General features: G+C 74.5%; 20 protein-coding genes. 7 read left to right on the top strand and 13 right to left on the bottom strand.

The genetic code is table 11. The features are described 5' to 3' along the window. A complete protein-coding gene (locus ACIRGB_RS11745; RefSeq protein ID WP_403862001.1) occupies positions 1-1,365 on the bottom strand; it encodes an SLC13 family permease in 1,365 nt (454 codons plus the stop codon). 243 nt (positions 1,366-1,608) lie between these two features. On the opposite strand from ACIRGB_RS11745, the gene ACIRGB_RS11740 reads away from it, so the two are divergent. Next, on the top strand, positions 1,609-2,136 hold the full coding sequence (locus tag ACIRGB_RS11740) for a hypothetical protein (protein ID WP_403861998.1): 528 nt from the start codon (positions 1,609-1,611) through the stop codon (positions 2,134-2,136). Between the two features lie 26 nt (positions 2,137-2,162). Here ACIRGB_RS11740 and ACIRGB_RS11735 read toward each other — a convergent pair whose 3' ends face one another. After that, positions 2,163-3,401, bottom strand: a complete 1,239-nt coding sequence (locus ACIRGB_RS11735) for an MFS transporter (RefSeq protein ID WP_403862128.1) — start codon at positions 3,399-3,401, stop codon at positions 2,163-2,165. Positions 3,402-3,936: 535 nt separating this feature from the next. Between ACIRGB_RS11735 and ACIRGB_RS11730 the strand changes: the two genes are divergently transcribed. After that, a complete protein-coding gene (locus ACIRGB_RS11730) occupies positions 3,937-4,974 on the top strand; it encodes an NAD-dependent epimerase/dehydratase family protein (RefSeq protein WP_403861995.1) in 1,038 nt (345 codons plus the stop codon). Positions 4,975-5,061: 87 nt separating this feature from the next. Here ACIRGB_RS11730 and ACIRGB_RS11725 read toward each other — a convergent pair whose 3' ends face one another. The 4 genes from ACIRGB_RS11725 to ACIRGB_RS11710 form a co-directional block, all read right to left on the bottom strand. Continuing rightward, a complete protein-coding gene (locus ACIRGB_RS11725; RefSeq protein WP_403861992.1) occupies positions 5,062-5,625 on the bottom strand; it encodes a hemerythrin domain-containing protein in 564 nt (187 codons plus the stop codon). A 102-nt stretch (positions 5,626-5,727) separates the two neighbouring features. Continuing rightward, positions 5,728-6,261 carry a DoxX family protein gene (locus ACIRGB_RS11720; protein WP_403861989.1) on the bottom strand — a complete coding sequence of 178 codons (534 nt, stop codon included), beginning with the start codon at positions 6,259-6,261 and terminating at the stop codon, positions 5,728-5,730. Between the two features lie 158 nt (positions 6,262-6,419). Beyond that, positions 6,420-6,911: a hypothetical protein gene (locus tag ACIRGB_RS11715; RefSeq protein ID WP_403861986.1), complete on the bottom strand. Its 492-nt coding sequence runs from the start codon at positions 6,909-6,911 to the stop codon at positions 6,420-6,422. Continuing rightward, positions 6,908-9,400 (bottom strand): molybdopterin-dependent oxidoreductase, encoded by a 2,493-nt coding sequence (locus tag ACIRGB_RS11710; RefSeq protein ID WP_403861983.1) that lies wholly within the window; start codon positions 9,398-9,400, stop codon positions 6,908-6,910. The genes ACIRGB_RS11715 and ACIRGB_RS11710 overlap by 4 nt, the downstream gene beginning before the upstream one ends. A 109-nt stretch (positions 9,401-9,509) precedes the next feature. Here ACIRGB_RS11710 and ACIRGB_RS11705 point away from each other — a divergent pair, with 109 nt between their 5' ends. Next, entirely contained in the window at positions 9,510-10,154 is a 645-nt protein-coding gene (locus tag ACIRGB_RS11705) for a GNAT family N-acetyltransferase (RefSeq protein ID WP_403861980.1), read from the top strand. 24 nt (positions 10,155-10,178) lie between these two features. On the opposite strand, the gene ACIRGB_RS11700 is transcribed toward ACIRGB_RS11705, so the two are convergent. The 3 genes from ACIRGB_RS11700 to ACIRGB_RS11690 are packed head-to-tail and all read right to left on the bottom strand — an operon-like array spanning position 10,179 to position 11,916. Next, on the bottom strand, positions 10,179-10,904 hold the full coding sequence (locus ACIRGB_RS11700; protein ID WP_403861977.1) for a metallophosphoesterase: 726 nt from the start codon (positions 10,902-10,904) through the stop codon (positions 10,179-10,181). Next, on the bottom strand, positions 10,904-11,209 hold the full coding sequence (locus tag ACIRGB_RS11695; protein WP_403861975.1) for a BON domain-containing protein: 306 nt from the start codon (positions 11,207-11,209) through the stop codon (positions 10,904-10,906). Before ACIRGB_RS11695 ends, ACIRGB_RS11700 begins: the two co-directional genes overlap by 1 nt. Continuing rightward, a complete protein-coding gene (locus tag ACIRGB_RS11690; RefSeq protein ID WP_403861972.1) occupies positions 11,206-11,916 on the bottom strand; it encodes a nucleotidyltransferase family protein in 711 nt (236 codons plus the stop codon). Before ACIRGB_RS11690 ends, ACIRGB_RS11695 begins: the two co-directional genes overlap by 4 nt. Before the next feature lie 153 nt (positions 11,917-12,069). Between ACIRGB_RS11690 and ACIRGB_RS11685 the strand changes: the two genes are divergently transcribed. Continuing rightward, on the top strand, positions 12,070-12,381 hold the full coding sequence (locus ACIRGB_RS11685) for a hypothetical protein (protein ID WP_403861969.1): 312 nt from the start codon (positions 12,070-12,072) through the stop codon (positions 12,379-12,381). Positions 12,382-12,400: 19 nt separating this feature from the next. On the opposite strand, the gene ACIRGB_RS11680 is transcribed toward ACIRGB_RS11685, so the two are convergent. Then, positions 12,401-13,582, bottom strand: coding sequence for a PP2C family protein-serine/threonine phosphatase (locus ACIRGB_RS11680; RefSeq protein ID WP_403861966.1), 1,182 nt, complete (start codon positions 13,580-13,582; stop codon positions 12,401-12,403). Between the two features lie 166 nt (positions 13,583-13,748). On the opposite strand from ACIRGB_RS11680, the gene ACIRGB_RS11675 reads away from it, so the two are divergent. Then, the gene (locus ACIRGB_RS11675) at positions 13,749-14,162 is read left to right on the top strand and encodes an SRPBCC family protein (protein ID WP_403861963.1); all 414 of its coding nucleotides are present in this window, start codon (positions 13,749-13,751) and stop codon (positions 14,160-14,162) included. 169 nt (positions 14,163-14,331) lie between these two features. Here the strand turns inward: ACIRGB_RS11675 and ACIRGB_RS11670 are convergent, their stop codons facing one another. Further along, positions 14,332-14,706, bottom strand: coding sequence for a peptidase M23 (locus tag ACIRGB_RS11670; protein WP_403861960.1), 375 nt, complete (start codon positions 14,704-14,706; stop codon positions 14,332-14,334). Positions 14,707-14,739: 33 nt separating this feature from the next. Next, positions 14,740-15,114 (bottom strand): SH3 domain-containing protein, encoded by a 375-nt coding sequence (locus tag ACIRGB_RS11665; RefSeq protein WP_403861957.1) that lies wholly within the window; start codon positions 15,112-15,114, stop codon positions 14,740-14,742. A 1,342-nt stretch (positions 15,115-16,456) separates the two neighbouring features. Here ACIRGB_RS11665 and ACIRGB_RS11660 point away from each other — a divergent pair. Both ACIRGB_RS11660 and ACIRGB_RS11655 read left to right on the top strand, forming a co-directional pair. Next, positions 16,457-17,797 carry a cation:proton antiporter gene (locus ACIRGB_RS11660; protein WP_403861954.1) on the top strand — a complete coding sequence of 447 codons (1,341 nt, stop codon included), beginning with the start codon at positions 16,457-16,459 and terminating at the stop codon, positions 17,795-17,797. A 167-nt stretch (positions 17,798-17,964) separates the two neighbouring features. Further along, the gene (locus ACIRGB_RS11655) at positions 17,965-18,408 is read left to right on the top strand and encodes a hypothetical protein (protein WP_403861951.1); all 444 of its coding nucleotides are present in this window, start codon (positions 17,965-17,967) and stop codon (positions 18,406-18,408) included. 94 nt (positions 18,409-18,502) lie between these two features. On the opposite strand, the gene ACIRGB_RS11650 is transcribed toward ACIRGB_RS11655, so the two are convergent. Next, the gene (locus ACIRGB_RS11650) at positions 18,503-19,690 is read right to left on the bottom strand and encodes a S1 family peptidase (RefSeq protein WP_403861948.1); all 1,188 of its coding nucleotides are present in this window, start codon (positions 19,688-19,690) and stop codon (positions 18,503-18,505) included. Positions 19,691-19,853 lie beyond the last annotated feature (163 nt).

Here is a 19,853-nt window from a genome sequence, read left to right as displayed (position 1 = left end):
TCAGGCGCCGATGAGGCGCACCGACCCCCACAGGGCCACCGTCGACGCGGCGACCGTGGCCGGCACGGTGAGCAGCCCCAGCGCGGTGAACCGGCCGAGCTCCACCTCGACGCCGTGCCGGTGCAGGATGCGCCGCCACAGCAGGGTCGCCAGCGAACCGACGTAGGTCAGGTTGGGGCCCAGGTTCACGCCGATCAGTACGGCGAGGACCTGGGCCGGCCCGCCCGGCGCGGCCAGCGGGAGCAGGGCGAGTACGGCCGGCAGGTTGTTGACCACGTTGGCCAGCACCGCGGCGACCGCAGCCACCCCGAGCAGCGCCGGCAGCGAGTCCCCGTCCGGCAGCAGCCGCCCGAGCCCGGCCGCCGGTGCGCCCGCCACCACCCCCTGCACCACGATGCCGAGGGCCAGGACGAACAGGCAGAACAGCGGCGCGGCGGCGCCCACCATCTCCCGGGGCGTGACATGGCGCCGGGCCAGCGCCCGCGCCCCGAGCACCAGCACGCCGCCGAGCGCCGCCCAGGCGGGGTCCACCCCGGCCGGCGAGGCCACGGCGAACCCGGCCAGGGTCAGGGCCACGACGACCACGGTGAAACGCGGCACGGAAGGCGTGGGCGGCACGGCCGCCGTACCCGTCCCCGGCCCCTCACCGGCACCCCCGCCCGGCGTCTTCGCGACTGCCGACCCACTGGCCCCGGCGGTCCCGCCGGCCCGGGCGGGTCCGGGAGCGACGGATACCGGGCCGACGCGCGCGGGTGCCGCGGACACCGGCTCGGCCAGGTCCGCGCGGAAGAAGCGGCGGAACACGGCGTACTCGACGGCGATCGCGGCCAGCCAGGGCAGCGCCATCAGCGCGGCGAACCGGGTGAAGCTCAGCCCGCTGGCCGCGAACGCCAGCAGGTTGGTCAGGTTGGAGACCGGCAGGAGCAGCGAGGCGGAGTTCGACAGGTGCGCCGTCGCGTACACGTGCGGGCGGGCCCGCGCTCCGGCCCGGGACGCGGTGGCCAGGACCACGGGGGTGAGCAGGACCGCGGTGGCGTCCAGACTGAGCACGGCGGTCACCGCGCAGGCCACGGCGAACACCCCGGTCAGCAGCCGCCGCGGGCTGCCCCCGCACCGGCGGGCCACGGCCGCGCCGACGGCCTCGAACAGGCCCTCCTTGGCGCACAGGTACGCCAGCATCAGCACCAGCGCGAGGAAGACGACGACCGGCAGCAGCGTACGGGTCTGCTCCCACGCCTGGTGCGGTGACACCATGCCGAACGCCATCACCAGGACGGCGGCCGGCACGGCGGCCACCGCCTCCGGCAGCCCGCGCGGGCGCAGCACCGCGAAGGCCAGGACGCCCAGCAGCAGGACGACGGGCACGGCCTCGGAGAGGACGGTGGTACTCAGGACTCCTCCACACCGGTGAGCCGGGCGGGAACCCGGTGATCGGCGAACGGGATACAGGGTCGCACCCCGGGGCGGGGACGAGATCCGCAGGACGACGTGGTGTGGCCGAAGCCACGCCGCGGGCGAGAGCCGGGCCATGTTCCGCGCGGTGCGCCGCGGGCTACCGTTTCCACGGACCCCGAGTTCCCCACCCCGAGCAGTTCGGACGGCCCGGCAGTGCACACAGATCTCTCCCCCGTCATCGCGGCGACCGCGCAGTGGCTCACCCGCGCCTACCCGGCGTCCGGCGGCGCCCTGGCCGACGCCCTGTGCGAGGTGCAGGCCCGGCAGGCCGTGACGGTCGCGGCCCGGCTGCGCTACCCGACCCCGGTGGACGTGGCCCTGCTGGGCGTGACGGGCCCCGGTGGCTCCGCCCGGCTCGACTGGATCACCGGCGCCGACGGCGCCACGGCCGCCGACCCGGACGCGGACGCCTGGCGGACCTGGGTGGACGAGGTCGTCGCCAGCTGGGCGGCCTGCCTGCTGACCGACCCGGCGCTCGCCCGGCCGGCCGTGGCCGCGCTGGCCGAGGGCGGACCCTCGGCCGGGACACCGGCGGAGTTCCGCCGCCTGCTCGCACCCGACGACGCCGACCGCCGGGCGGCGGCGCTGCTGCGCCACCCGGACCTCGTCGCCCCCGTCGCCGCCCTGCACCACGCCGGGCTGACGACCCGGCTGGACCCGGGCCAGGCCCTCGTCGCCTGAGCGGCGCGGCCCGCCCGCGCGGACCCTCAGGCGGCCGTCTCCAGGTTCGCCACCGGCGACACCCTCGGCACCGCCGCCCGGCGCTCGCGCAGGAGGTGGCCCGCGCCGATCGTGCCGGCGATGATCAGCCCGCCCGCGATCAGGGCGCCGCGGGCCCCGGCCAGCTCCATCAGCAGGCCCAGCGCGGGCGGCCCGCCCAGACCCCACACCGTGCCGATGCTGCCCCACACCCCGAGCACCCGGCCCCGCAGGTGCGCGGGCGGGTCGGTCTGGAGCACCGCGGTACCGGCGGTGTCGGAGACGGACTCCACGACGGCCATCGGCAGCACCATCACCAGCAGGACGGCCAGTGACGGCGACAGCCCCGCCACCACCTGCAACAGCCCACCCGCCGCCGCCAGCGCGCCCACCACCCGTACGGAGGGGCGGCGCAGCCGGGCACCGAGGACGGCGCCGACGATGCCGCCGACCGCCAGCACCGTGGAGACGGTGCCGAAGGACCCCGCGCCGCCCGCGAGCGGCCCGGTGACCAGCACGGCCAGGGTCAGCTGGTAGTTGCGCCCGAAGACCGCGCTGACGCCCGTGACACCGGCCAGCGCCAGCAGCCGGGGGCGGCGGGCGAAGAAGACCAGTCCCTCGCGCACGCTCATGGTGCCCTGCGTACCGCTGGTGTCCTTCGTGCCGCGGTCCTGCGCCGCCCCCGTGGGCCGGACCGCACCCCGGGCCGGACGCAGGAAGGGGATGACCGAGGCCACGAACAGGAACGACAGCCCGTTGGCGGCGTACGCGGCGGCCGTGCCGAGGAAGCCGACCGTCACACCGGCGAGCGCGGCGCCCGCGAGCCGGCCCGCCTGGTGCACCAGGGCGCCCACCCCGATCGCCGAGGGCACGTCCTCGCGCGGGACGAGGTCGTTGCCGAGCAGGGAGCACGCCGGGCCGTCGACCGTGGCGACGACGCCGGTGACGGCGGCCAGCACCATCAGGGAGGTCACGTCGAGCCGGTCGAGCGCCACCATGAGGGCGGTCACGAAGGCGACCGTCCCGAGCAGTGCCTGGCTGACCGCGGCGGTCGCTTTGCGCGGCCAGCGGTCGACGGCCGCGCCGCCGAACACGCTGATCAGCAGCGCGGGCGCGGCCTGGACGGACATCGACAGACCCGTCGCCGCGGCGGAGCCGGTGATCTGCAGGACCAGCAGGTTCTGCACGGTGAGCTGCATCCAGGTACCGGCGTTCGACACGAAGTTCGCGACCGACCACCAGCGCATGCTGCGGTGCCTCAGGGACCGCCACGGCGAGCGGCTCGTCGACTCGGACGACTCGGACGACTGCGACGGCTCGCGCGACCCGGTCGGACCGGACAGCGAGGCGGCAGGGGGCAGCGGGGCGGAGACGGGGGAAGAAGACACAGGGCGCCACTCGAAGGCGGGTCGCGGGACCCGAAGGGGGAAACGGACGGGAACGAGAAGGCCGGCTGCGCTGCGCGGCCGTTCCACTGGGCCGGATACGGCGCCGACCATCGTGGCAGAACGGACCGGTGAGTCGTCGCCGGTCCCCGCCCCCGCCCCCGGCCCGGACGGAGCAACCGCCGCGGCCGGTGCCGCACTTGACGGCGCGAGTGTGCTTGATCACAGCGGTCCGCGGGCGGACGGCTCGTCGGCCGTGACCGCCGTCACGGCGCGTGGCCCCGGCGGTGGGCGTCGGAGCATGTGAGTGCCCCGGGTGGGGCACTCGGGGCACGCCGTTCAGCGCTCCGAGGGAGAAAGTCCTGAGGGAGAAGTCCGAGGGAGAAAGGTCGTCCTCATGATGCCGATGGCGGCGTTCAGCCCACGGGGGGAGTCCCGCACGCCCTGGGACCGCGTCCTGGTGACCGGTGGCGCCGGATTCCTCGGCTCCCACCTGTGCACCCGGCTGCTCGACGCGGGGGCCGACGTCGACTGCCTGGACAACCTCTCCACGGGGCGGGCCGAGAAGGTGGCCCATCTGGCGGGCCGCCCCGGCTTCCGCTTCCTGGAACGGGACATCGCCGAACCCGGCTGCGCGGACGCGCTCACCGGCCCCTACGACCTCGTCCTGCACCTGGCGGGCCCCGCCTCCCCGGCCACCCAGCCGGACCGGCCCGTTCAGGCCCTGGACGCGGGCAGCCTGGGCACCCGTACCGCACTGGCCGTCGCCGGCCGGGACGGCGCCCGGTTCCTGCTCGCCTCCTCGCCCCCGCCGAGCCCCGGCGCCCACGGCGACGTCCTGGACGAGGCCGACCCGGTCGCCCCGCACCGCGCCTGCGCCGAGGCCGTCCGGTTCGCCGAGGCCCTGGTCGCGGCGCACGCCGGCGCCCACGGCTGGAACGCCGGGATCGTCCGGCTGTTCGCGGGCTACGGCCCCGGCATGCGGGCGGACGGCGGGGCGACACCGGCCGCGTTCATCGAGCAGGCGCTGGCCGGCCGGCCGGTCACCGTCCCCGGGGACGGCAGCGGGACGCACCCCTTGTGCTACGTCGACGACATGGTCGACGGCGTGCTGCTGGTCGCGGCCGGGCGTTCGGTGCGGCCCGTGGACATCGGGGGCGATGAGGAACCCACGGTCGCGGAGATCGCCCGCCGGGTGATCGAGCTGACCGGCTCCGACTCGCCGCTGGCGTTCGTCGAGGACCCGGGCGACGGGCGGGTCCCGCCCCGGCCGGTCACCGGCTTCGCCCGCGAGATCTTCGGCTGGCTGCCGAGCGTGACCTGGCAGGACGGACTGGAACGCACCGTCGCCGCCTTCCGCGGACGGCGCGAGCCGTTCCCGGCGCCGGGCGGGGAGACGACGGACGGCCGGGCGGGGGAGGAGTGGTGCGCGTGAGCACGCGCGCCGCCCACGCGCCCGGCACACCTGCGGGGGCCCGCCGCCTCAGCGGCGGGCCCCCGCAGGTGTGCCGGGCCTGATCGCTCAGCTGGACTTGCCCCGCCCCGACAGGGCGTCCCGCACCCGGTCGACCATGCCCGCGCCGGGGGCGAGGAGCTTGTTCATCGGGGGCTTGTCCGGGGCCGACGGGTGCGGACGGGTCGGCGCCGTCTTCTTCGCCTGACGCACCTTGTCGCCCAACTCGTCCAGGGCCGACGCGGGACACGCCTCACGCAGCCGCGGGAACAGGTTGCCCTCCTCGTCGGCGATGTGCTCACGGATCTCGCTCATCAGCCTGCCGATCAACCGGTCGAACTCGGCGTCGTCCGCCGCGCAGCCCTCCAGGTCCTTCATGAGCTGTTCGGCCTCGGCGTGGTCCTCCAGCTCCTTGTCCGCGAGGGCGTCGCCGTTCGCCACGTGCTCCCGGACCGCCGGGTAGAGATACGCCTCCTCCGCCACCGAGTGCCGGATCAGCTCGATCGTGGCCTGATCGGCGTAGAGCTTGCGGTCCTTGTGACCGGGCGGCAGCGCCTCGATCTTGCCGAAGAGCTCCGCGACCTCACGGTGATCGGTCGTCAGCTCGTCGATGACGTTTCCTCCGTGTCCCATGCTCCACTCCACCTCCACTGGGCCGTGGCGGCTGACGCAGCCGGTCCGCCACGGACGTTCGGCCGCTCGGGTCCCCCCGAGCGCGGTGGGCTAACGCCCCCCTCAGGCCCCGAGCTTGGCCCGGATGCCGCCCGCCCGCGCCGCGGGACCGGCGGCGGCCCGTACCGAGCGGCGCACCAGGCGGGCGTCGTGCCGGAGATCATGGGCGGCGTGCCGGCCGCGCCACAGCATCGAAGGTGCGCTGCCCGTGTCGTCGGCGGCGATCAGCAGCCCGCCCATCATGGACAGGTTCTTCAGGAAGTGGATGCGCTGCTGGGCGCGGTCGGAGGGGTCCGCCGCCTCCCAGTACCGGTGCGCCGCCAGCGTGGTGGGGACCAGCGACACCGCGAGGGCCAGCGCGGCCAGCCGCGGACAGCGGCCGATCCCGAGCATGATCCCGCCGACCACGTGGACGGCGCCGTTGAGCCGGACGAGTTGTTCGGTGCTGTCCGGCAGGACCGGCACGCGGTCGGTCACCGGCCGCACGACCGGCTCGGCCGCCGGGGCCACGTCCTGCGGCCTGCGCAGAGACTGCAGGCCGCCCGCGACGAACATCGAGGCGAGCATCGGCCGCCCGGCCAGACGCAGAAGACTCATGACGCTGTCTCGCTCTCTCCAAAGGGGATGCCAACGGGGGTCATCAGCGGGGGAGGGGCCCCACTCGGATCATCAGGTGCCCCCGGCGGTCGGCGCCATTCGGCGCCCGGCGCGGCACCCGTGCCCCCGGGCGCCGCGCCGCGCGGGGAACACGCAGGTCAGAAGGTGGTGAGGAGCTGGGGCGACAAATTTTTGATCATCGTGTTGGTCCAGCGCATCTGGCGCAGTGTCCGCGGGTGACAGGAGGAGGCGAGCGCCAGCAGCCCGCTGTCCCTCGACGCCTGGGCGGCCTGGGCCAGCATCTCCCAGTGGAGTGAGTTCTCCGTCGCGGCGAGGTGCAGCTCCCGCAGGTCGCGCAGGAGGAGCAGGCCCGGCTCCGGCCGGTGCGCGAGCGCCTCGGACGCCTTCTCGCGCAGGGTCGCGAAGACGCCGTCCGAGGGGTGGTCCGGCGCCTCGCCCAGCTTCACGCCGTGCTCCGCGGCGGTCTCGGCGAGCCGCCGCACGTGCTCGCGGGACCAGAGGGCGAGGTCGGTGGCGACGTGGTGGACCTCGTGCTCGGTGCGGTGCCGCCCGGCGACGGTCACCAGGTCGTGTGCCAGCCGCCGTTCGCCGCGGTGCAGCGTGCGCAGGGTCAGCGTGATGCCGTTCACCGGGCACCTCCCTTGTGGCCGTGCGAGAACGGGGTGAGTTCTTGTTCTGTCGTGCGCGCCGCCGGTCCGCCCGAGGTGGGCGGGGCAGCCCCCGCGGCGACCGGTGCCGACGCGGTGGTGGTCGGGGCCGGGGAGGGCCGGCCGTCCCCGCGTGCCACGAGGGTGAGCGCGGCCGTGGCCGTCTTGAACAGCGGCTGCTTGGAGGCCGGGTCCCAGTCGGTGATCGTGGTCTCGTTCGCGGCCCGCCCGGGAGTGTCCGGGCCCGGGCCCGACCCGCCGTCGGTGTCCCAGTAGCCGTAGTGGAACGGCACGAACAGCAGCCCCGTGCGGATGCCGCTCACCCGCAGCCGCCCGCGCAGCGAACCGCGCCTGCTGGTGACCTCGACCAGGTCGCCCTCGCCGAGGCCGAGCCGCTCCGCGTCCGGGGCGGAGACCTCCACCCACACGTCGGGGGCGGCGTCGTTCAGCTGGGGCGCCCGCCCGGTCTTCGTACGGGTGTGGAAGTGGTAGAGCGTCCGGCCGGTCGTGAGCTGGAACGGGTACCGCTCGTCCGGCTCCTCGTGCGGCGGCAGATAGGCGGCCGCCTTCAGCATCGCCCTGCCGTCCGGGTTGAGGGAGCGGTACTCCACGACCTCCTGCGAGGCCCCCGTCTCCAGATCCTTGCCGTAGCTCTCGCACAGGTCGGGGTGGGCCCAGTCGATGCCGTCCGTGTAGAGGCGTGCCGTCCCCTCGGGGGCCCGGTCGTCGCAGGGCCACTGGATGCCGCCGGTGTCGCGCAGCTTGGCGTAGGACAGGCCGGTGTAGTCGCAGGGGCGGCCCGCGCTGCACCGCTTCCACGCCTCGAACGCCGACTCGGGGTCGTCCCAGGTGATCAGCGGGCCGCCGTCCTTGTCCCGGAAGTCCATGCGCCGCGCGTAGTCCAGGAAGATGTCCAGGTCGGGCCTGGCCTCGCCGGGCGGTTCCACCGCCGTGCGGGACAGGTGCACGGTGCGGTCCGCGTTGGTGAGCGTGCCGGTCTTCTCGCCCCAGGTCGCGGCGGGCAGCACCACGTCGGCCAGCCGCGCCGTCTCCGTCAGGTACAGGTCCTGTACGACCGTGAACAGCCGCTCCTGCGTCAGGATCGAGCGGATGCGGGGCAGTTCGGGCATCGAGACGGCCGGGTTGGTGCCGCTGATCCACAGCATCCGCAGCGAGCCCTGCTCGGCGTACCGGAAGATCTGCATCGCGTGGGTCGGCGGCGCGAAGTGCGGGACGGTCTCCGGTTCGACGTTCCACACCTTCGCGAGGTCGGCGACGTGGGCGTCGTTCTGCCAGTTGCGGAAGCCCGGCAGGTCGCCGTCGGCCCCGCACTCGCGGGTGTTCTGGGCGGTGGGCTGGCCGTTCATCTGGAGCAGCCCGGCGCCGGGCCGGCCCAGCATGCCGCGGATCAGGTGCAGGTTGTTGACCTGGACGGCGGCCGCGGTGGCCTGGTGGGACTGGTAGACGCCCTGGAGGACGGTGGAGACCAGCGCGTCGGCGGTGCCGACCAGTTCGGCCGCCTCCTCGATCCGGGCGGCCGGGACGTCGCAGATCTCCGCGGCCCAGGTGGGCGTGCAGTCGGCGACCCGGGCGGCCAGTTCGTCGAAGCCCACGGTGTGCGCGGCGATGAAGTCGCGGTCGATCCACTCGTGCCGGATCGTCTCGTGCAGCAGCGCGTTGAGCAGGGCGACGTTGGTGCCGATGCGGGGCGCGAGGTGTACGGCGGCGTGTTCGGCGACGCGGGTGGGGCGCGGGTCCACGCACAGCAGCCGCGGCGGGTCGGCGCCCTCCAGGCGGTCCAGGAGCCGCATCCACTGCACGGGCTGCGTCTCGGCGATGTTGTGGCCGAACAGCGCGACCACGTCGGCGTGGTCGAAGTCGTCGTAGCTGCCGGGCTGCCCGTCGCAGCCGAACGTCTCCTTCAGCGCCTCCGCGGCCGTGGCGGTGCACAGCCGGGTGTTGCCGTCCAGGTGGTGGGTGCCGATGCCGGCCCGGGCCAGCACCGTGAGCGTGTAGTACTCCTCCAGGAACAGCTGCCCGGAGGTGTAGAAGCCGATCGAGCCCGGCCCGCGCGAGTCCAGCAGTTCCCGCGAGCGGGCGGCCACCAGGTCCATCGCCGTGTCCCAGTCCGTCTCCACCAGCTGCCCGCCGCGCCGCACCAGCGGCCGGGTCAGCCGGTCACCGGAGGCGTTGGCCTGCCAGCCGAACAGGTCCTTCGGACCGAGCCGCCCCCGGTTGACCCGGTCCACGTCCCGGCCCCGCACGCCCACCATGCGGCCGTCGGCCACCGCGATGTCCATGGCGTCGCCGTCCGAGTGCAGGATCGACGCGGACTGCACCCAGCGCTGCACCGCGTCCGGCTCCACCCCGTCCGCGAGGAACGTGTCCACCCGGGCCGGCCAGGTCCCGTGCCGGCCGTACGGGGTCCGCGCGCCCCACGGCCGGGCGATCCGGTCCGTCGCGTCGTCCATCGCCGGCCTCCCGCCACCGTCCCTCGCACTGCCGGCCGCCGGGTACCCGGGCGTCACCGGTCGAAGCGAGCCACTTGTGGGAGCGCTCCCAGGCAGGCAGGATGCTGCGGTGACAGCGACTGCCTCGGTACGCCCCTACCGCCCCGCCGACGCCCCGGCCCTCGACGACATCTGCATCCGGACCGCGCACAACGGCAGGGACAGCCGCCCCGTGTACGCCGACCCCGCGATCCTCCCGGCCATCTTCGCCGCCCCATACGTCCACCTCGACCCGGACCTGGCCTTCGTGCTGGACGACGGACAGGGCCGGGCGGTCGGGTACATCCTCGGCACGGCGGACACCGTGCGCTTCGCCGAGGAGTTCCGGTCCACGTGGCTGCCGCGGGTCGCGGAGCGCCACCCGGCGCCGCAGGGCCCGCCCGGCACCCGCACCCCGGACGAGGTCATGGCCGGGCTGCTGCACGACCCGGAGCGCATGATCGTCCCGGAACTGGCCGCCTACCCCGCCCATCTGCACATCGACCTGCTGCCCGACTGGCAGGGACAGGGCCACGGCCGGACCCTGATGCGGACGTTCTGGCGGGCCCTGCGCGCACGCGGCGTCCCGGCCGTCCACCTGGTCATGGCGACGGCCAACACCCCGGCCAGGGCCTTCTACGACCGGCTGGGCTTCCACGAGATCCCGGCGGCGGGACTCGACCCGGCGGACGTCACCTGCCTGGGACGGACGACCGAGGACACGGAAGGGGCCTGACGGACGGGCAGGCGGTCACAGGCGTCAGCCTGCGCCCAGCCGGTAGACGTTGAAGGCCCGGCGGATGACCGGCTGCGCCACGTTGCGCACCCGGACGCCACCCGCCGTCATCCCGTGCTCCGTGCCCAGGTGGGCGTGGCCGTGCACGGCCAGGTCGGCGCCGGCCGTGTCGATGGCCTCCGCCAGGAGGTAGCTGCCGAGGAACGGATGGATCTCCGGCGGCTCCCCGGCGAGCGTGTCCGCGACGGGGGAGAAGTGCGTCAGCGCCACCCGCGCCGCGCAGTCCCCCTCGTCCAGCCCCTTGAGCGCGGCGTGCAGACTGTCCGCAGAACGGCGGGTGGTCCGCACGAACTCCTTCATCACCGGCTCACCGAACTCACCTGCGCTGCGCCCCACGAACCCGCCGCCGAACCCCTTGGTCCCGGCGACTCCCACCCGGCCCCCGGCGCACTCCACGACGGTTCCCTCGCCCTCCAGCACGGTCACCCCGGCGTCCCGGAGGATCGCGGTGACCTTCTCTGGCTGTTCGTCGTGGTGGTCGTGGTTCCCGAGGACCGCCACCACCGGCACCGGCAGGCCGCCCACCTCCCGGGCGACCACCCGCGCCTCCTCCTCGGTGCCGTGCCGGGTGAGGTCCCCGGCGAGCAACAGCAGGTCGGCGCAGTCGGGCAGGGTCTCGAACGCGGGCCGCAGCAGCCCTTCGCTGTCGGGTCCCATGTGGATGTCTCCGACGGCGGCGACGCGGATCATCACAGCTCCTCCGCATGGTCGGGGCGGGTGGCGTCCGCCACCACGACGTCGGCGTGCACGGTCAGCCCGGCCAGTTCCTCACGGGCGATGCGCAGCACGGTCTCGCGACACCGCGCCGAGGGCACCGTGCCGGTGAGCGCGATCGCCCCGGCCCGGACCTCGGCGCGTACGCCGAGTTCACCGAGTTCCTCCGCGGCGAGCCGGTCCTGGAGATGGGCCACCCGGTACTCGACGTTCTCCGGCTCCCCGGCCGCGGGAGCGGGGCCGCCGGCGGCGGGGCCCTGGTGTCCGACGGGGTCGCTCATCGCCGACCCTCCTTCGTGGCGGTGGCCGGTGGACCGGCCGGAGGGATGATCTCCAGCCGTTCGAGGATGAAGAAGAACGCGGCGGGCATCGGATCGTCGCCGCAGTCGCGGCGCAGCGCCGCCCAGTCGATCTTCTCGCGCAGGGTGCGGGCGATCGGCAGCACCGCACCGAAGTCGCAGTGGTGCTCCGAGAACGCCGCCAGCAGGCCGTGCAGCAGATCGGTCGGCGACAGGACCGGCATCAGCACCGAGTCGACCGACAGATCCCGGGCCCGGGCCAGCAGCGCCGTCGTCACGGGCTCGTGCGCCAGCTCGAAGATGAGGTCGACCTGCTGGCCCAGGCAGTCCGCCTTGAGCAGCCAGTCCTCGGGCGGCGTGTACACCGTCAACCCGGCCTGCCGCAGCGTCGCGGCGACGGCGTCCGCGTCCTCGGGCCGGATGCAGAAGTCGACGTCGTGCTGGAGGTTCTGGGTGCCGCCGTGCGCGTACACGGCGACGCTGCCGGCCAGCGCGAACGGGTGCTCCGCCTTCTTCAGGATCGAGCCCACCTGCTTGGCGGCCTGGAGGATCGCCTGGTTGCGGTCGAGCGGGAGGTCCTCGTGCGGTGCCTCGTGCCGGGGCAGGGGACCGCGGTCCCCTGCGGCCGGGTGCAGCTCGGAGACGCCGGCGCGTCGGCCGGTGGCGTGGTCGTCGGCGGGCTGCCTCATCGATGTCCCCTTCCCGGGCTGTCGCCGTCGGCGGACGGACCGGACCGGCCCTCCCCTTGGAAGGACGGGTACCCGGCGCCGTACCGGCGACACCGCCCCCACCGCGGGCCGCGCCGGTGTGGGGGGCGCGGGGATCGCGGGCACTCGTCCGGCATGAGCGACAAGCGGATGCGACAGGGGACCGACCCGGCCGGCCGCCGGACCGTGGAACGGCTGGTGGCGGCCTGGCTGGCCGAGACCGAACAGCACGACCCCGCGGCCGCAGGCGAGGCCCGGGACGGCTGGGAACGGGGCGCGCTGTCCGAACGGGCCGCCCAGGACCTGGCCACCTGGGTCACCGCCAGGGTCACGGACACCGGCTTCACCGAGGACGAGGGCCCCTACGTGACAGGCCCCGTGCGGATCACACCGGGAGACAAGGACACCGTGCACGCCTGGCTGCGCGCCCGGGGGCACGCCGTGTGAGGCGGACACCGGCGGCGCCTCAGGCAGGCGGCCGCCACTCGAACATCAGCAGCGTCGCGTCGTCCCGCAGCCGGCCCTCCTGCATGGCCAGGATCGAGTGGATCAGCCGGCGCAGCGACTCCGGCGCCAGCTCCCCGCCGGCCGTGGCCCGGATGACGTAGTCGGCGAAGCGTTCGAGGCCCAGCAGCTTGGCCTCCCTGGTCCGGGCCTCCACGACGCCGTCGGTGTACATCAGCACCCGGTCCCCCGGCTCCAGCGCGATCTCGTGGGTCCGGCGCGGGTGCGGGCTGAGCAGGGACGGCATCCCCATGGGCGGGTCGGCCTCGCGCTCCATGGCGTCGATGATCAACCGCTGGTCGCGGATCAGAATGGGCGCGGGATGACCGCAGTTGGCCCAGCGCAGCACCCCGGTGGCCAGGTCCAGCTGGGCGATGACCGACGTGCAGAACTTGTCCGGGAGCCAGTCGGACAGTGCCTCGTCCACGCCGCGCACCAGCTCGGGCAGGTCGGCGCCGGTGCGCCGGGCGTTGCGGCAGGCCGCCAGCGAGACCGTGGTGGTCAGCCCGGAGGCCAGGTCGTGCCCCATCGCGTCCAGGACCGCCACGTGCAGGGTCGTCTCGGTCAGCGCGTGGTCGAAGGCGTCGCCGCCGATCTCGTAGGCCGGTTCCAGCACGGCCGTCGACACGACGTTGCCGTCGCCGATGGTGCGCGGCGGCAGCAGGGCGCGCAGCATCTCGGCGGGCAGCCGCATCGGCTCGGTGCGGGTGCGCCGGACGAAGGAGTCCTCGTAGGCACGCTTGGACGTGATCACCATGGCCAGCAGCGAGGCGAGCGCCCGGCCGCGGGTCAGCGAGGAAGCGGTGAGGGCCCTCTCGTGCACGGCCAGCACACCGAGCCGCTCCGCACCGTCCAGGAGCGGGAACCAGGCGGTGATGCCGCCGCTCGCCCCGGACTCCTCCACCCGCAGCGACTGGGTGCGGTACGCCCACCCCGCCAGCGAGCCGTCGACCGGGACCGTCGGGGCCACGGCCGTCTGCGGGACCAGGCGGCGCTGCTGGAGGTCGACGAGGTAGACGACGGCGTGCCGCAGTCCCAGCGCCTTGGCACAGCGAGCCGTGGCGGTCCGCAGGTCCAGGGTGAGATGGGCCGGATCGGCGAGGAACCTCCGCAGCTCCGCGTCGTCCGGGTCCGTCGTGGACACCTCGTCTCCTCCCGTCGAGGGCCCGCCGCGGCGGGGACGATGCCCAGCAGTCTGGCACCGCCCGTCCCGCCCCGCCCGTCGGGCCGCCCACCCGCGTGCGCTTCGGTCCCGGCAGAAGGGGCACGCGTCACCTCGTACGACCCCGAGTGCCGAGGAGTGGTGCCGCATGACCGAGTACGAGCGTTCCCGCACCATGCCCGCCCGGCCCGAGCAGGTCTTCGACCAGGCCGCGAACGTCGGACAGCTGGAGACCTGGCTGCCCCGGGACCTGCACGTCGAGCCGGAGGAGCCGCCCGCCGTCACGGTGCACGAGGACCGCACCGACCAGGACACCTCGGCGCTGCTGAGCGCCCGGCCCGAGCAGCTGCGGCTCGAGTGGGGCACCCGCGAGCAGGGCAGCTACGCCGGCTGGCTTCAGGTCGCCGGACTCGACAGCGGGGCCAGCGAGGTCACCGTGCACCTGTCGTTCTTCGACGGCAGCCACGACCCGGGCCGGGGAGCGGTGGACGAGGCCCTCGACTCCAGCCTGCGCAGGCTGGAGGAACAGGTGAGGACGCGCACCGACGACGCGGCCGGCTGAGGAGGTCACCGGGGACGGCACCCGGTGACCGCGGGGACCCCGTGGACGCGGGCGCCCTCTGCCCCGCCGAGCCGGCCGCGGTCCTCACCGGCGACGGGACCGGGCCGCCGCCGTCCCGTCCGGCCCGGCAACCGTCACGGCCGCCGACCAGCCCTGCTGAACGCGTCGCTCAGCAGTCCGGAACGCCGGCGATCTTCTCACCGCCCCGCAGATAGAGGTTGCTGACCCAGGCGATGTCACTGCCCGAGAACTCCTGCACGGCCGTCCACCAGTCGTTGCCGCCGACGGCCGGGTCGTTCACGTACTGTCCGCGCTTCTGGCAGACGGCGTCCAGCCAGTAGGTGGAGCGGACCGCGAGCACGTTGGAGGCGGTGGTGGGCTGCTGGCGCAGCCGGACGTTCGTCGCCCAGATGTAGACGTCGGTCAACGTCGGGTCCCCGCCGCTCGGCGCGGCCGGGGCGGCCTGCGCGGTGGCGGCGAGCGCGCCGACGGTGAGCGCGGCCGCGGCCAGCGCGGTACCGGAGTGACGCATCAGTCGCTTCATGTGTGGTTCCCCCATGGTCGTGGACGGTCCGGGTCAGCAGGTGGCCGAGGCGGGCAGATCGCCGTACGCGTCGCCCTTGAGGTAGACGGCGCTGACGTATCCCTCGAGGAGCTTCACCCAGACGTTGTTGGTGTAGCCGTGGTCGCTGATGGTCTCGCCCCGCGTCCAGCAGTAGGCGCCGCGCGGCTGGCCGGCCGCGACAGAGCCGACCTTGGCGTAGGAACGGGCCGGTCCGGAACGGACGTTGACGGTCTCGTACGGCTCGACCCCGTAGGGCGCGGCGAGCACGCGGTCGGCGCTCTGGCCGCCGTCGGAGACCGCGGTGGCGGTGGTCGCGGTGAGCGGGCCGAGCAGCGCGAGCGCGCCGGCCCCGATGAGCGCGACCCTGGTGATCGGGCGAACGGTCATGTGGTGATTCCCCCTGTGCCGATGATGCCGCCGGGCGGTGCCCGGCTCGCACTCAGCACTCTAGGGACGGGCGGGCCGCCGGTGTCCCTGACAAGTCTCAGGGGCGCCCGAGGACCGGCGAGGACCGCGCCCCCAGGGCCAGGTGTGAGCGGCCCGGTGTCCGCCCGCCGTCCCGGGGCACCCACCCGCCATGGACGCCCACGAGGAGTAACTCCGGGGGGACCGCCCTGAGAGGGCGTCAGCGCACCCGTCGACGCCACGTCACCCGACCACCCGGACAGGGCCGGTTGGCTGATCGTTTGCAGCCCTCCGGGTGTGCGTCCGCCGCCGGGCGGGCGAAGCGGCCGTCACCCGAATGGCCCCCGCGCGCTACTGGTCACGGCCGAACCGGTGTCTCCTGGAGAGTGTCAGCGGCGTCCAGGCTGGGAGGCCGATCATGTACGAAATGTGCGTGGGCCCGGAGAAGGCGGGCGGAGCGTTGGTGTGGCACGTCCTGTCCAAACAGGCCGCGGCCACACTGTGCGGACAACGGCTCCGCGAGCGAATCGAGGCATCCGACGGTGAACGGGCGCGTCATTGCCCGGACTGCATGGCTTCCTTCGAGAAGTTGATGGCAAGCACACCGTGCTGACGGACCGTCCGCAAGCCGTCCGCCCCGTCGCATCCCGCGGCGGGGCGGACGGCGTACCGGGTCGGCGTGGGGGTAACGGCCCGATCGAATGCCGGCAGACCGGGCCAGCCCGTGACGGGTGTCAGTCGAAAGGGGGGCTCCGGCGCCGCGGTTGACCCCGGGGCCCGGGCCTGGGGGCCGGGAGCGGGAGGGCGGACCCGGACGATCACTCGGTTGGTGCAGTGTCGTGGTGGGGAGCGGGGGAAGTCGCCGGTCGTGCCCCGGAGCGTCGTCCTCCCGCGCCCGGGGCGGCGGGACGCGCCGCGGCCGGGATCCCCGCATCGGCCGTGGCGCCTCCTCCGCGGGCCGCCGAGCGGCTCCCCGCGCCGGGACGATGGGTGTCGGCCGCCGGACCATTTGGGTGTCGTCCCCGATGGCCGCGCGGGGGCCCGGCGTGTGACCGTGGACCGACGCCGCGCTGTCCGTTCGTTCCGGGTGTGCCGTGCGCACCCGCGTGCCGGGGGCGGTGTCAGGGGCACCGGCGCCCCGGGAGCGGCGCATTCGGCCGGCCGCCTGCCTGCCCGCTGGTCCGCCGGACCGTCCGAGCCTGCGTCCGCCCGCCCGCCTGACCGTCCGTCCGTCCGATGACGCATCCCCGAAGAAGGAGAACCCGCATCCATCCCCGTCAAGTGAAGCCCTCCCGAACCTCCGCGCGGTCGAAGGCGGTGACCCGTGGGACACGCTGACACCCTGCTCGCCATGGGCGGCGCCTTCGTCGCCGCCGCGTTCCTCGCCCGCCTCGGCGGGAGGATCGGACTTCCGACGATCCCCCTGTTCATGCTCGCCGGCATCCTGCTCGGCCCGCACACACCGGGCTTCGTCCTGGTCGAGGACGCGCACGACTTCGAGATGCTCTCCGCGCTCGGACTGGTGCTGCTGCTCTTCTACCTGGGCCTGGAGTTCCACCTCGACGACCTCAAGAGCGGCGGCAAACGGCTGCTCACCGCCGGGGGCATCTACCTGCTCCTGAACGTCGGTGCCGGACTCGGCTTCGGCTTCGTCCTCGGCTGGGGCGTGCGCGAGGCACTGGTGCTGGCGGGCGTGCTCGGCATCTCCTCCTCCGCGATCGTCACCAAGATCCTCATCGACCTGGGCCGGATCGGACGCCCGGAGACCCGGCTGATCCTAGGTGTCATCGTCGTGGAGGACATCTTCCTCGCGCTGTACCTGGCCGCCCTGCAACCGGTCCTCTCGGGCGCGCACGGCGTCGCCGAGACGGCACTCCAGGCCGGCAAGGCCTTCGGCTTCCTGCTGGTACTGGCCGCCGCGGCCCGCTACGGCACCCGGCTCGTGGGCCGCCTGATCGACACGCGGGACAACGAACTGCTCGTCATCAGCTTCCTCGGCGCCGCGGTGCTCGTCGCCGGAGTCTCCGAAGTCCTGGGCGTCGCCGACGCCATCGGCGCCTTCATGGTCGGTCTGATCCTCGCCGGCACCCCTTCGGGGCCCCGGATCCGCGAACTGGTGCACCCGCTGCGCGACGCCTTCGCGGCCATCTTCTTCTTCGCCTTCGGACTCGCCATCGACCCCGGCGACCTCGCCTCCGTCGCCGGTCCGGTCGCCGCGGCGGCCGCACTGACCGTCGTCATGAACGTCGCCGCCGGACTGTGCGTCGCCCGGGTCTACCACTACGGTTCCGAACAGGCCGCGGAGATCGCCACCACCCTCGTCGCCCGGGGGGAGTTCGCGCTGATCCTGGCCGCCATGGCCGCCGGTGCCGGACTCGACGCCCGGCTCGCGCCCTTCATCGCCGGATACGTCCTCGTCCTCGCCGTCCTCGGCCCCGTCGTCGCGGGCCGCGCCCACGTGCTCGCCGTCGCGCTGCGCGCCGCGGGGCGGCTGCTGCCCGGCGGGAAGGCCCCGGTCGCGGTGGCGGACGGCGGGACCGGCGGGGAGACGGGGGCGGAGGCGGACCGGCGGCCGGAGCCCGCTTCGGTGCCGGTGACGGCCCAGGCCGCCCGCTCGTGCGGAGCGTCGTCCTCCTCCTCGGAGCACGCGGAAACAGAGCGCTAGTCCGGGACTGCACGGCCGGGGCGGGAGGACTGCGGGACGATGCCCGCGGGTGGCCGGTCATCGCCCCGGGCGGCACGGCACCGAGGTGCCCGGTGGGACAATCTGCCCACAGGGTCGTGGTCCGACGCCGTGGTCGGACGCGTCCGGGACCGGAAGGAGCCGTCAGCATGATCGAGTGGGTGCCCCTGGGCAGCGGTGCCAGACCCGTTCCCCGGCCGGTCGCGGCTCCCCTGGTGTGGTCGGGAGCGTTCGGCGGCGCCCTCCTCCTGGTCGCGCTCCTCAACGGCACCGTGGGCGCGGGGCGTCCGGGGCTCGCCCTGGTCGCGCTCTCCGTGCTGGCGGCGGCGCTCGGCCTCTGCGCCCGGTTCACGGCGGCACCGGGGACGGCCGTGCTGTGCTGGCTGTCCCTCAACGGCTTCGCCATACCGCCGGCCGGCACGCTCACCTGGGCCGGCCGGCGGGACGCGGTCTGGCTGGCCTGTCTGCTCGGCGCGGCCCTCGTCGGCACGGCGCTGGCCCGTCTGGTCCACGCGCGGGCCGCCTACCGCCGGCTGACCACGGCGACGGGCCTCGACGCGCCGGAGCCGGGGACCGGACCCGGCGACGTCTGATCCGCCCGGCACGGGGAGGTGACCCGGCCCCGGGCACCGGTGGCCGGGGAGGGCCGGACCGCGGACCGGACCGGCCCTCCCCACCGCTGCCGGGTCAGGCCGTGTGCAGGGTCAGGCCGTAGCGGTTCAGGATCTCGTTGACCGGCTGGAACCAGGTCTCCCCGCCGCCGGAGCAGTTGCCCCAGCCGCCCGAGGTGACGCCCTGCGCCTGGTCACCGCTGATGAAGGAGCCACCGGAGTCGCCGCCTTCGGCGCACACACTGGTCTTGGTCAACTGGCGCACCACCGAGCCGTCGCTGTAGTTGACCGTCTCGTTGTGGGCGAGCACCGTGCCGCAGTGCCAGTGCGTGGTGGACCCGGAACGGCAGATCGAGGCACCGACGGGCGCCACGTTCGAGCCGCGCACGAGCTGGTCGGAGACCGTGCCCCAGCCGAGCACCACCGGCACCGTCCACCAGCCGCTGCCCACGCTGACCCACGCGTAGTCGTTGTCCGGGAAGGACGAGCCCTGGAAGGTACCGATGTACGAGCGGTCCCAGCCGCTGACCGACGCGCCGGCCCGGCCGCAGTGACCGGCGGTGACGAACCCGCCGTGCACCGAGAAGCCGATGGAGCAGCGGACGTTGCCGGTGTAGTACGGGTCGCCGCCGACGGTACCCGCCGCGAAGGTCCGCGGTGCGGACGCCACCGTCCGCACCGTGACCGGCCCGGCCTCGCGGGCCTGCCGCACGAAGCGCCGGACATCGTTGTCGGCCCGCTCGCCGTCGACCACGTCCACGACGACCCGGTTGGCGGCCTGGTCGACGTGCCAGCCGCTCACTCCGGCCGGTGCGTCGAGGCGGTCGACACGTGCCTTGGCCGCGTCCAGCCGCTGCGCGCTGTGCTCCACGGTGCGGACCTGCGCGCCGGTGGCGCGGACCGCCCGCAGGGTGGAGGGTGCCGCGTCCGAGGTGACCGCCACGGTCAGTCTTCCGGCGCCGGCGTCGAACCACGAGCCGCCGAACGCCTTTCCGGCCGCCCGGCGGGCCGCGGGCTCGATGCCGGTGGCGTCGCGTTCGGCCGCCAGCCGGTCCTCGGCCTCGGCCCGGGTGAGGCCGAAGTCCCGCTGCATGGCGTCCAGCAGACCGGCGGAGGCCGGCTGCTCGGACGAGGAGGAGGGGGAGGAGGAAGACGGGGAGGAGGGGGCGTCGGCCGCCGAGGCCGGCAGGGTGCCGACCGCGGTGAGGCTGCCGAGCACGAGGAGTCCGGCCAGGCCGAGGTGCCTGAGTCTGCTGCGTCTCACGGAAGTGCCCTTCGTCGTTCCAGCAAGGTGGGGGTGGAACAGATGGCATGGAACAACCGCGGTTTGAGAGCGCTCTCAGCGGGTCGCTTCGAGCTTAGCCAGCCCTCCCTTATCAGGTCCATGCCAATGCACGGCCTTTCCTGCCACCGGTCTCCCCACCGGT

It is taken from the genome of Streptomyces sp. NPDC102490 (assembly GCF_044765285.1).
GTDB lineage: Bacteria > Actinomycetota > Actinomycetes > Streptomycetales > Streptomycetaceae > Streptomyces.
This window is presented reverse-complemented; position numbering and strand designations above follow the sequence as displayed.